The organism is Bradyrhizobium sp. USDA 10063, assembly GCF_054063735.1.
On record NZ_JBSSGP010000002.1, the window covers coordinates 5,674,539 to 5,686,844 of the forward strand.

Sequence of the window (12,306 nt, forward strand, 5' to 3'; positions counted from 1 at the left end):
AACAGGTGGGGCTCCCTCCCCCGCGTGCGGGGGAGGGTTGGGGTGAGGGTCTCTCCACAAAGGGGCTGCCAATGGTTGATCCCGAACATCCCGAATGGAAGATGTCGGACAGACTGCGTGCCAACGCGCGCGCGCTCCGGCGCAACTCGACCGATGCAGAACGCATCCTGTGGTCGGAGCTTCGCACTCACCGACTGAACGGGATCAGTTTCCGACGTCAGGTCCCCATAGAAAACTTCATCGCCGATTTCGTCTGCCATGCCGCCAAGCTCGCTATCGAGCTCGATGGCGGACAGCATTTTTCCGATCAAGGCGAGCGTGCCGATGCTGCTCGCTCGGCGATCATCGAAGCAAAGGGCTTCAAAGTTCTTCGCTTCAGCAATCTCGATGTCATGACCAACCGCGCTGGGGTGCTCGAAACAATTGCCGCAAGCGTTGCGGAGAGAGCCCCCACCCTGACCCTCCCCCGCAGGCGGGGGAGGGAAGATCGCGCGCTTGCAGAGAAGCAGAGCAAATGAAATTCACCCTCTCCTGGCTGAAGGAACATCTCGACACCGACGAGCCGCTGGAAAAGCTCGCGGACAAGCTCACCATGATCGGGCTCGAAGTCGAGAGCATCGAGGACAAGGCGAAGGCGCTGGCGCCGTTCACCATTGCGCGCGTGATCTCGGCCGAGCAGCATCCGAATGCCGATCGGCTGCGGGTCTGCATGGTCGACACCGGCAACGGCGCTGCGCCGGTGCAGGTGGTCTGCGGCGCACCGAATGCACGCGCCGGCCTGATCAGCGTGTTCTCGGCCCCCGGCACCTTCATTCCCGGCAAGAACATCACGCTCGGCGTCGGCACCATCAGAGGCGTCGAGAGCCGCGGCATGCTGTGCTCGGCGGCCGAGCTCGAGATTTCCGACGATCATGACGGCATCATCGAACTGCCTGCCGACGCGCCCGTCGGCCAGGGCTATGCCGAATGGGCCGGGCTCGGCGATCCCGTGATCGAGATCAACCTGACGCCGAACCGGCAGGATTGCACCGGCGTGCATGGGATCGCGCGCGATCTCTCCGCCGCCGACATGGGCAAGTTCATCGACCCAGCGATCAAGCCGATCAAGGGCGAGTTCGCCTCGCCCGTGACGGTGACGGTGGAAGACGCCTCGCTCTGCCCGGGCTTCGCGCTGCGGCTGGTGCGCGGCGTGAAGAACGGCCCGTCGCCGGAATGGCTGCAGAAGCGCCTGGCCGCGATCGGCCTCAGGCCGATCAATGCGCTGGTCGATATCACCAACTTCATGACCTACGACCGCGCGCGCCCGCTGCACGTGTTCGATGCCCGGAAGGTGAAGGGCAATCTGGTGGTGCGTCGTGCCCGCGACGGCGAGACGCTGCTCGCGCTCGACGGCCGCACCTACACGCTCGATTCCTCGATGTGCGTCATTGCCGATGATGCCGGCGTCGAATCGCTCGCGGGCATCATGGGCGGCGAGGCCTCCGGCTGCGACGAGAACACCACCGACGTCCTGATCGAATCGGCGCTGTGGAACGAGATCAACATCGCTCAGACCGGGCGCAAGCTCGGCATCAATTCGGATGCGCGTTACCGCTTCGAGCGCGGCGTCGATCCGGCCTTCATGGTGCCGGGCCTTGAGCTTGCGACCAAGATGGTGATGGAATTGTGCGGCGGCGCGCCGTCGGAAAACATCGTCGTCGGCAATCGATTCGGCGACGACCGCGTGATCGATTTTCCGCTTACCGAGGTCAAGCGCCTCGCCGGAATCGAGGTGCCGCTGGTCGAGACGAAGCGCATCCTCACCCATCTCGGCTTCATGGTCGCGGGCACCGGGCCGGTCGTGAAGATCGCGGTGCCGTCCTGGCGCACCGACGTGCATGGCAAGGCCGATATCGTCGAGGAGATCGTCCGCATCGTCGGCGTCGACAAGGTGCCGGAGACGCCGTTCGATCGCGGCGAGGAGCCGCGCAAGCCAGTCCTGACCGCGATCCAGCTCCGCACCCGGCGTGCCAAGCGGGCGCTGGCCGCGCGCGGCATGGTGGAAGCCGTGACCTGGTCGTTCATCTCAAAACCCGCAGCGGAATTGTTCGGCGGTGGACAAGCCGAGTTGGTGCTTGCCAACCCGATCGCATCTGACCTCTCGGACATGCGGCCGAGCCTGCTGCCCGGCCTGGTTGCCGCAGCGCAGGCCAACATCAACCGCGGCTATCCCGACGTGACGCTGTTCGAGGTCGGCCAGGTGTTCAAGGGCGACAGGCCGGAAGACCAGTTCGTTGCCGCGTCCGGCGTGCGCCACGGCTTCGCGCCCTCGGAAGGTGTCGGTCGCACCTGGTCCGGCTCGGCCACGACTGATGCGTTCGACGCCAAGGCCGACGCGTTCGCCGTGCTGGCGGCGGCCGGCGCGCCGGTGCAGGCGCTGCAGATTGTGCCCGGCGGCCCCGGCTGGCTGCATCCCGGTCGCTCCGGCACCATCCAGATCGGCCCGCAGAACGTGCTCGGCCATTTCGGCGAGTTGCACCCGCGCGCGCTGGAGGCGCTCGGTGCCGATGGCCCGATGATCGCGTTCGAGGTGATCCTTGATCGCATCCCCGATTCCAAGCGCAAGCCGACCCGCGCCAAGCCCGCGCTCGAACTCTCCGCATTCCAGCCGGTGTCGCGCGACTTCGCCTTTATCGTCGATCGCAGCGTCAAGGCGGGCGACATCGTTCGCGCCGCGCTGGCCGCGGACAAGAAGCTGATCACCGAGGTCACCGTGTTCGACGTCTACGAGGGCAAGGGCATGGAGGACGGCAAGAAGTCGATCGCGATTGCGGTCACCATTCAGCCGCGCGAAAAGACGCTGACCGACCAGGAGATCGACGCGGTGGCGGGCAAGATCGTCACTGAGGTCACGAAGAAGACCGGCGGCACTCTCCGGGGATGAGCCCGTTTGGTCTCATCCCTTCCGACGTCAGCCTCAACGTTGCGCTGGCGATCTGTGCCATCGCCTTCGTCTCGGGCACGGCGCGCGGATTTTCCGGCTTCGGCTCGGCGCTGATCTTCATGCCGCTGGCGAGCAGCGTCGCCGCGCCACGGCTGGTGGCGGCGCTGCTGCTGATCATCGATTTCGTCGCCGCGATGCCGCTGCTTCCGAGCGCGTGGCAGAAGGCTGACCGCAAGGCGACCGCGATCATGGTGCTCGGCGCATTCGTCGGTGTGCCGATCGGCACGTACTTTCTCAGCGTGCTCGACCCCGTGACCACGCGCTGGATCATTTCGGGTTTCGTCGCCGCGCTGATGGCGCTGCTCTTGTCAGGCTGGCGCTATCACGGCAAGGACCACGCAGCGCTTTCCATCGGCATCGGTGGCCTCTCCGGTTTTTGCAGTGGCCTCGCCCAGACCGGCGGCCCCCCGATCGTCGGCTACTGGCTCGGTCGCCCGATCACTCCCACGGTCGCGCGCGCCAACATCGTGCTGTTCTTCGGCGCCTCGGACTTCTTTTCCGTCGTGAGCTATCTCTTCACCGGCCTGATCACCGCCGATTCCATCAAGTTCTCGCTCGTGGTCGGGCCGGTCTACGCCATCGGCGTCTGGTTCGGCGCCTCTCTGTTCGGCAAAGCCAGCGAACGCGTCTTCCGCGCCATCTGCTACGCCCTGATCGCCGCCGCCGTCATCGTCGGCCTGCCCGCCCTCGACGGCGTGCTGCGCGGACGCTAGATTCGGACGTTGGATGCGCAAGAAAGAAAAAGGCTGAGGGAGGTATCCATGATCGATCGCCGGAACGCGCTGAAACTGGCGCTCAGCGCCGCAGCCGCACTTGCCGCGCCGGCCGTGCTGGCACAGGCCGCAAAGCCTCGGACGCGCATCGTGTTTCTGGGCACCAAAGGCGGCCCGCGCGTCGGCATCGGCGCCTCAAATCCTGCCAACCTCGTTGTGGTCAACGACACGCCGTTTGTGATCGATTGTGGCATGGGGGTGAGCCGTCAGCTCGTGAAGGCGGGCGTGCCAATCCCTTCCATCAAATACATCTTCATCACCCACCATCATTCCGATCACAATCTCGAATACGGCAATCTCTTCTACAATGCCTGGGCCGCCGGCCTGTCGACGCCGATCCACTCGTTCGGTCCGAAGGGGATCGAGGCGATGACCAAGGCGTTTTGGGAGTTGAACAAATTCGATGTCGAGACGCGGATCGAGGATGAGGGCCGACCCGATCCGCGCAAATTGCTGATCGCGAAAGACGTCGGCGACGACGGTGTGGTGTTGAAGACGTCCGACGTGACGGTCACAGCCTTCCGCACCCCGCATCCACCCATCGTCGACAATTTTGCTTACAAGTTCGAAACGCCTGATGGCACCATCGTGTTCTCCAGCGACACCGCCTACAATCCGAAGCTCGCCGAGTTCGCCAAGGGAGCCGACGTGCTGGTGCATGAATGCATGTATATGCCTGCCGTCGATCGTCTGGTCGCCAAGACGAAGAACGGAGCAACACTGAAGAAGCATCTTCTCGAGAGCCACACCACGACCGAGGACGTCGGCCGCGTCGCGGCTGCCGCAGGGGTCAAGGTGCTGGTCATGAGCCATTTCGTGCCCGGAGACGACCCGCTCGTCACTGACGATAACTGGACCGAAGACGTGAAGAAGAATTTTTCCGGCCGTATCGTGGTAGCGAAGGATCTGATGGAGTTGAAGCTGCCGGTGTGAGCGACGTATCAACCGCAATCACTCTCATGGCGGGCCATGCCAGGCGCTGTGCGGTTCGCACGATTTTTCTTAATCCAATCAACGTGATTTGCCCTGTCCACTCCTCTCGCGAAAAATATTCCGCTTCCGTCGTCGGGCAAATCAGTGATTTAACTCCGCGCGTCTCATCCGAATGAGGGGCGGGTCGCGATCGTCACGAACGTTGCGGTGAGATGCGGTGGACGCGATGCGTGCGACTGACGAGCACACACATCACGGACGGCGAAGTCGTGTGGTTCTGGCGCCCCGACGCTGGCGCTAAGCTTGCGGGAAGTATCCCGCAGGTGACGGTGGCAAGAAAGCCCGGTCACCGGGAAGAGCACGAAGTAAGCTGTAAAACCATCGCGCAGGGAAAGCCGGAGTTGCTTCGGTTGACCTGTGGTCCTACCCCCGTGCTTTTTGTTGCACGGGGCCCACGAGTGCAACCGGCACCCGGCTTTCCCTGCCTCTGTTCGACGAGAGGGTGAAGAATGAAGCAAACCTCGGACGCAATGCGCCGCGAGAATGCGGACTCACATCCCCTCCGCGCTGTTTGACATTCAAATCCGAATGCATCCTCGTCATTGCGAGCGCAGCGAAACAATCCATCGCGCCACTTGCTGAGGCATGGATTGCTTCGCTCGCAATGACGAGGAGAGAATGTGTGTCACAACAGAGGTCCGTAGGGTGGGCAAAGCGACTACACGCACGACTGTCAAAACAAGCACAGGCGGAAGCGTGCCCACCATAGCGAGCGGAGTGCGGATGGTGGGCACGGCGCTGACGCGCCTTTGCCCACCCTACGCGATCTACCCGATCACCAGATCGCAATACGCATAACCATCGCGCGCTACCCGTTCGCCTGTGGTGACGGCAAGCCGGTGCGAGAACATCGGGCCAGCGACGACGCAGGTGTGAAACTCGCCGTTCTCGCCGCATGGATCGACGCCATCAGGCAGATCCGCGAGAAGCTGCGCATCGAACCTGCGGCCGGCGAATTCCGCAGGCAACTTCTTCAGGTCAACGGCCGCAAGATAAGCCTCCAGCCCGCTCGCGATCATCGCGTTCGCCAACGTCGGCGTCGGCCGCTCCCACAGCGGGAAGATCGGGGTGATGCCGGTACCGGCCAGCTTCTGCTCGCGGTAGGCGCGGATATCGGTGAGGAAGAGATCGCCGAAGATCATGTGGGTGATGCCCTCAGCGACAGCCCGCGTGACCGCCTCACCCATACGCGCTTCATAGATTTCGTTGGGGCAGGGATATGGGATCGGCACGATCCGCTGTGGCAGCCCTGCTGCCTCGCATTGCGCGCGCAAAATCTGCTGCCGCACGCCGTGGACCGCGACGCGCTCGAAGGTCTCGCTGACCGTCGTCAGCGCGCCGACCACCTCGAACTCGCCTGCCTGCATCACTTCATGCAGTGCGAACGCGCTGTCCTTGCCGCTGGACCACGAAATCAACGCCTTCGGCCGTGGCATCAGTCGAACAGCCCTCGCGGCTGGGCCGATTGCGCCGGCGCCGTGCGCCTGCGCTGCTTCTGGGGTGGTGCCGCCGCCGGTGCAGCCGGCAACGCGCCGATCCGACGCAGCGCTCCTTCCGCGGCGCGCTCGCCGCTCTCCCAGGCGCCGTCGACCGTACCCCACAAGGTGTCGTGCGTGGCCTCGCCGGCGAAATACATGCAGCCGACCGGATCGATCAGCGCTCTCCGTGCGGCCTGCCCGCCGGGCGCCGCCACCGACATCGCCCCCAGTATATGGGGTGAAGCGTTCCAGCGCGTGGCGCTCGATTTCTTGATGCCGGCCACCGCATCGCTTCCGAACAGCTTCTTCAGCCATTCCACCGCGAATGCGACCATCGCCTGCTCACCCTCTGCCGACAGATCGCGACCGAACGAGCCCGCGACGTCGATCGTGCACAAGGATGAACCGGCGACATTGGCATAGAGCAGCGCGGTGCGCGTCGAATTGCTCTGCTCGATCAGGACATCGTCGCGCGCAAGGCCGAGCGGATTGCCGGGCAGCTCCAGCGCGATGCGGTCGTAGCTGCCGAGGCTGAGCTTTGCGACGGCATCGCCGATGCGCCTGGGAAGTTCGGAATCGAACTTGAGCTTGCCGGCCGCGAGCACATTGGTCGACACCGTGATGATGGCGGCGCGCGCCTGGATCTTGCCGGAGGGCGTATCCACGACGACGTCGCGGTTGCTCCAGGAGATGCGGTTGGCGGGCGTCGACAACGCCACCGGCAACTGCGCGCCGAGATTCGCGATCAGCGTGCCGAGCCCCTGCCGACAGGCGATCGCGCTGGTGCGGTCCTGCGCACGCGCCTTGTCGACGACCGAAACGTCCTTGAGGTCCTTGCCGGTGAAGCTGGCTCCGAGCACGAACTCCGTCGTGCCAGCCCAATCGCCAAGCTCTTTTGGCAGGACCGAGGCACAGGACACGTCGCTCCGGCGCGCGGCATCGTCGATCGCGCGATTGGCGCGCACCAGCGCGGCCAGGAATTCCTCGGTCTCGCCGGGACGGGCATTGCGGCGGCCGATCCGGATCTTCTCGCCCGATGGCGCCGGCATCAGTTCGAGCCCCGCGGTCCGCGCGAGCCGGACCATCGGATTGGTCTCGGGATTGTGCGCCCAGCGCGCGCCGCGGTCGAACGGCACTTCGAAGGTCGAACTGTCGGTCTGGCAACGGCCACCGACCTGGCTCGCCGCTTCCAGCACGATCACCTTGCGGCCCGCCGCCAATACTCGCCGCGCCGCAGCAATGCCGGCAGCGCCTGCGCCAATGACCACGACGTCGGCCTCGCGCGCCCGCACGGGGGCGGCCGCACCGCGACCGGCAAACAGCGGTACAGCGGCAATGCCTGCGGACGCCGACAGGAAATTGCGGCGGCTGATTGTCATGTCATGGTTTCCGCAGACTTGAAGCAAAAGGGAACGGTCCGCGAACCTTGCCGCAACTCATGCTGCGCAGCAACCATCATGGTGAATCAATCATGATTGATCGGCTGCGCCGATGAACCAAATTGCAACGGCTCACGACCATGATAAGGAACCAAAAAGCGGAAGGGCAAGCCGCGCGGGGGGAAGTTTCATGGGCGTCATGCTCGACACGGTCGGCAAGGTGATCGCGGGCTACCTGCAGAAGGAGATCCCGGGTTACGAGCCGTTCACTCCGAGCGATCCGGAACATCTGCGCGGCGTGGTCCAGCCTGGCGATGTCCTGCTGGTCGAAGGCAACAATCGCATTTCCGGCATCATCAAATACCTCACGCAGTCGACCTGGTCGCACGCCGCGCTCTATGTCGGACCGGTCGACGGCGCCTGCGAGGCGGATGGCGAGCCGCATGTGCTGATCGAGGCCAATATCGGCGAAGGCGTGACCTCTGCGCCGTTGTCGAAATATTTTCCCTATCATACCCGCCTCTGCCGCCCGGTCGGCCTGTCCCACGAGGACCGCGATACGGTGTGCCGCTACGCCATCAACCGGATCGGCTTTGGCTACGACACCAAGAACATCGTCGACCTCGCGCGCTACCTGTTCCCGCTGCCGGTGCCGCAGCGCTGGCGGCGGCGGATGATCGCTTTCGGCTCTGGCGATCCCACCAAGATCATCTGCTCGGCGCTGATCGCGCAGGCCTTCGATGCCGTGCGCTATCCGATCCTGCCCAAGATCACGCGCACCTCGAGCCGCAAGGCGCGGCGCGAGATCCTGCACATCCGGGATTCCTCGCTCTACATGCCGCGCGACTTCGACATCTCGCCCTATTTCGAAGTCGTCAAACCCACCATCGTGCACGGCTTCGACTACACCGCCCTGCACTGGGCCGACAAGCAGAAGCCGCTCGAGGAGGTGGCGGGCGAATTCAGTGTGTTTCAGGAAAAGTCGCCGCCGCTTGTTCCTGAAACGATTGACCAGGAAACGCCGCTTCCGGTGGCGCCTGAAGCTGCGGAAGTGAAGGCGCCGGAGCTCGCGGCTTAATTGCGCTAGAAGCGCGCCGCCAGTGTCAGGCGGACCGCGAGCGGTTCGGCCGGGTGGATGTGGCGGTCGGCGACGCCGTCGATCGGCTCGCCCGGCAGGCGCGACAGATAGTAGTACTCGATCTGGTTGGTGTTGGCATTGAAGAGATTGAGCACGTCAAGCTGCAGCCGCATGCCATTGTCGAACTGATAGCCGGCGCGGGCGTTGAAGATCAGCGAGGATTGCGAGCGCACGCTGTCATCCTCGATCAGCGGGCGCGGTCCAAAATAGCGCGCGGTCAGCGCGCCGAACCAGCCGGTCTCACGGCCGAATGTCACGGCGCTGCTAGCGATCCAGGCCGGCGCGCCCGGAATGAAATTGCCCGCGGGGTCGAAATCGGTGAAGCGGGCGCGGGTATAGGCGAGATCGAAATCGACCCGCATCCATGGCAAGGGCCTGTACTGGTTGGTCCACTCGACGCCGACGCGCCGGCTCGGACGGCTCGCCTCTGTGGTGCCGGCGTCGCCGACGAACAGGAGCTCGGAGTCGAAGTCGAGCACGAACACCGCAAGCGAGCTGGTCAGGCCTTCGATCGCCTTGGTGCGGATTCCGACCTCGGCGCCCTTGGAGCGGACCAGCAGCGGCACGCGATCGAGCGGCGTCACCTTGTCGGTGGGATCGACGGTGATCGTCGCGCCGCGGATGTCGTTCGAGTGCAGGCCATAGCCGGCATTGCCGTAGAACTCGGTCTTGTACCACGGGCCCAGCACGATGCCCGCTTTCGGGCTCGTCATCGCGGCCTGCGCATTGCCGGAGTTTTGCGGCGTGTCGCTGAAGACATGGCCGGCGAAGAAATCCTCGCGGATGCCGACCGTGGTGCGCAGCCAGTCGGTCCAGCGCGCGGTGGTGTCGGCCCACAGGCCGACATTGCCTTCCTGCACGCGGTCCTCGCGTACGGTCGATAGCTCCTGACGCTGGAAGGTCTTGAACAGGCCGACCTCGATGTCGTCGCCGCGGGTCTGCAGGCCGACACGGGTCTGCGTCTCGATCCCGGCAACGCGCGTGTCGAAGGCATGAGAGGCGTCGAAGCCATAGACGGTGCGGCGATCGAGCTGGCTGAACTGGTCGTTATTGACGGGATCGTCGAGGAAATAGGTGAAGTTGTTGAACAGCCGCAGCGACGAACGGATCACATAGGCATTCGCCCGGGTCTGGCCGTAGTCGCCGGATTGTGCCCAATTGCTGGAGAGGCTGAAGCGGCTGGAGACGCCGCCGTCGGTTGGGTCGAGCGAGCCGAAGCGATCGATCAGGCCCTGGTCGATCGCGCGTTGCGCCACCTGGTCGGTCGAGGTCCAGCCGTTGGAGTAGGCCATCGCCGACAACGTGAAGCCATCTGTCGCCGTACCCTGGCTGTAGCGCAGCACGCCGCTTACCTTGCGCACGTCGTCCGGCACGTCCCACGGGCCGTCATATTTGTTGGCCGCGATCGCGCCGAGCAGCGTGCCCTCGCCGACTGTCGTGGAGCCCGCCGCCAGCGCGCGCTGATAGCCGAAGCTGCCGAAGGTCACCTGCGCGAGGTTCTTCGGCAGCCGGTTGAGATAGTTGATGTCGACGCTGCCGGCAGAGGAGAAGTCGCCGGTGTCGGCGTAGTACGGACCTTTGCGGACGTTGATGGAGCTGATCAGTTCCGGGATCAGGAAGTTGATGTCGGCGTAGCCCTGGCCATGGCCATGGGTCGGCATGTTGACCGGCATGCCGTCGACTTTGATCGCAAGATCAGTGCCGTGGTCGAGATTGAAGCCACGCAGGAAATACTGGTTGGCTTTGCCCTCGCCGGAATGCTGGGTGACGATCAGGCCGGGCACCACTTCCAGGACCTCGCCGACACGCGATACTGGCAGCGCGTTGACCTCCTCGCCGCCGATGTGCACCTCGCTCGCGGCGGTCGGTAGAAGGTTGGCCACACCCACCTGCCCCGTACCCGGCGCGACGCCGTTCGCCGCCGATGCAGGCTGGTTCGACTGGGCTGCAGAAGTGCGGCGACCGCTTCGCGGGCGGTGAGCCTGCTCGGCCCGCTTGATCCGCTTAGGTGGCGCCGTTTCCGGCGACGGCACCGTGACCGGCGGAAGTTGATTGGTGGGCGCGACGGCGACAGTCTGCGCCTGTGCCGTAGATGTAACGATAGCAAGGGAGGCGGCAGGAAAAATCCACCAGACAAACTTACGCAACACCCCTGCTCCCGCATGGTAACCTGCTACAATCGACAGGCGACCGCACTAACTCGACTTCAACCCAGCGCGGGCCAGGCTACCAAACGAGTATGATGTTACAATAACAATATCATACTGGCGGGCACCGATCGGAAATTTCCAATGCAACGGATCACCATCACCATCGAGGACGATTTGCTCGGCGAGATCGATGCCGCGGCAGAAGCGCGCGGCTACCAGAACCGCTCGGAGATCATCCGAGATCTCGCCCGTGCGGGATTGCAGCAGAGCGCGGAGGACGCGGCGCCTTCGGGGCAATGCGTGGCCGCGCTGGTATATGTATACGACCATGCCGCGCGCGACCTTTCGAAGCGCCTGGTGCAGAACTTCCATGGCCACCACGACCTGTCGCTGGCGACGCTGCATGTCCATCTCGACGACGACAGTTGCATGGAGGTGACGGCGCTCAAGGGCGCCGCCGGCGAGGTCCGTCATCTCGCCGAGCACATCATCGCCGAGCGCGGCGTGCGCTATGGCCGGGTCGTGATGATCCCGACCGCACCGGACAAGAAGCCGCACAAGCATGGGCACCGGCACGGTTGAGGGGCGGCCGCCCGGCTCTTGCCGAAGCCACCGGCCATATCTAACTCTCGCAGGGGCTTTTTTGGAGCTAGACCCACCATGTTAGACGCCGCCGTCAAGGCGCTCACGCAAATCCTGTCGCCGCCGATGCGCTCGATCCTGTGGCGCTCGATCGGCGTGGCGCTGGTATTGGTGACTGTGCTTGCGATCGGATTGCAGCGGCTCTTGAGCTGGTTTGCCGACTATGGCGAGGTCTGGGCCGAGGGCCTGCTCGGCCCCAACTTCCACGCCACGCTCAACGTGCTCTCCTGGATCGTCTCGATCGCCGCGGGCCTCGGCGTGGTGCTCGGCGGCATTTTCCTGATGCCCGCGATCACCTCGCTGGTGGCGAGCCTCTTCGTCGACGAGGTCGCCGATCATGTCGAGCGTGAACATTATCCGGCCGAACAGCCCGGCGTTGCGCTGCCGTTCAACCTTGCCATGGCCGAGGGCGTCAAGACTGCGCTGCTGACGATCCTGGTCTACCTGATAGCGCTGCCGTTCGTGTTCCTCGCCGGTGCCGGCTTCCTGATTTTCTTCATCGCCACCGCCTGGCTGCTGGGCCGCGAATATTTCGAGCTCGCCGCGATGCGGTTCCGGCCGCCGGCGGAGGCCAAGGCGATACGCCGCGACAATGCCGCAACCGTGTTCACCGCCGGCCTGATCATCGCCGCCTTCGTGTCGATCCCGATCGTCAATCTGGCGACGCCGCTGTTCGGGATGGCCTTCATGGTCCACATGCACAAGCGCCTGTCGGGGCCGAGGCCCGAATTGCAGGAACCGCGACGGCAGGAAATGTCGATGCGCTAACA

10 protein-coding genes are annotated in these 12,306 nt (G+C 64.4%); 7 read left to right on the top strand and 3 right to left on the bottom strand.

The features are described from left to right. The first annotated feature begins 71 nt into the window (after positions 1-71). The 4 genes from ACVJGD_RS28995 to ACVJGD_RS29010 are packed head-to-tail and all read left to right on the top strand — an operon-like array spanning position 72 to position 4,689. Positions 72-518, top strand: a complete 447-nt coding sequence (locus tag ACVJGD_RS28995; RefSeq protein ID WP_456637437.1) for an endonuclease domain-containing protein — start codon at positions 72-74, stop codon at positions 516-518. Further along, positions 515-2,923 (top strand): phenylalanine--tRNA ligase subunit beta, encoded by a 2,409-nt coding sequence (gene pheT / locus ACVJGD_RS29000; protein ID WP_456637438.1) that lies wholly within the window; start codon positions 515-517, stop codon positions 2,921-2,923. Before ACVJGD_RS28995 ends, pheT begins: the two co-directional genes overlap by 4 nt. Then, positions 2,920-3,696 carry a sulfite exporter TauE/SafE family protein gene (locus tag ACVJGD_RS29005; RefSeq protein WP_456637439.1) on the top strand — a complete coding sequence of 259 codons (777 nt, stop codon included), beginning with the start codon at positions 2,920-2,922 and terminating at the stop codon, positions 3,694-3,696. The genes pheT and ACVJGD_RS29005 overlap by 4 nt, the downstream gene beginning before the upstream one ends. A gap of 48 nt (positions 3,697-3,744) precedes the next feature. Next, positions 3,745-4,689 (top strand): MBL fold metallo-hydrolase, encoded by a 945-nt coding sequence (locus ACVJGD_RS29010; RefSeq protein WP_456637440.1) that lies wholly within the window; start codon positions 3,745-3,747, stop codon positions 4,687-4,689. Positions 4,690-5,516: 827 nt separating this feature from the next. Here the strand turns inward: ACVJGD_RS29010 and ACVJGD_RS29015 are convergent. Both ACVJGD_RS29015 and ACVJGD_RS29020 read right to left on the bottom strand, forming a co-directional pair. Further along, the gene (locus tag ACVJGD_RS29015; RefSeq protein WP_456637441.1) at positions 5,517-6,185 is read right to left on the bottom strand and encodes a Dph6-related ATP pyrophosphatase; all 669 of its coding nucleotides are present in this window, start codon (positions 6,183-6,185) and stop codon (positions 5,517-5,519) included. Further along, positions 6,185-7,606, bottom strand: coding sequence for a flavin monoamine oxidase family protein (locus ACVJGD_RS29020; RefSeq protein ID WP_456637442.1), 1,422 nt, complete (start codon positions 7,604-7,606; stop codon positions 6,185-6,187). The genes ACVJGD_RS29015 and ACVJGD_RS29020 overlap by 1 nt, the downstream gene beginning before the upstream one ends. A gap of 190 nt (positions 7,607-7,796) precedes the next feature. Between ACVJGD_RS29020 and ACVJGD_RS29025 the strand changes: the two genes are divergently transcribed. Beyond that, a complete protein-coding gene (locus ACVJGD_RS29025; RefSeq protein WP_456637443.1) occupies positions 7,797-8,684 on the top strand; it encodes a YiiX/YebB-like N1pC/P60 family cysteine hydrolase in 888 nt (295 codons plus the stop codon). A gap of 5 nt (positions 8,685-8,689) precedes the next feature. On the opposite strand, the gene ACVJGD_RS29030 is transcribed toward ACVJGD_RS29025, so the two are convergent. Continuing rightward, complete coding sequence (locus ACVJGD_RS29030; protein ID WP_456637444.1) at positions 8,690-10,891, bottom strand: TonB-dependent receptor; 2,202 nt, start codon at positions 10,889-10,891, stop codon at positions 8,690-8,692. A 144-nt stretch (positions 10,892-11,035) separates the two neighbouring features. On the opposite strand from ACVJGD_RS29030, the gene nikR reads away from it, so the two are divergent. Then, positions 11,036-11,476, top strand: coding sequence for a nickel-responsive transcriptional regulator NikR (gene nikR / locus ACVJGD_RS29035; protein ID WP_456637445.1), 441 nt, complete (start codon positions 11,036-11,038; stop codon positions 11,474-11,476). Between the two features lie 78 nt (positions 11,477-11,554). Next, on the top strand, positions 11,555-12,304 hold the full coding sequence (locus tag ACVJGD_RS29040; protein WP_456637446.1) for a sulfate transporter family protein: 750 nt from the start codon (positions 11,555-11,557) through the stop codon (positions 12,302-12,304). Positions 12,305-12,306 lie beyond the last annotated feature (2 nt).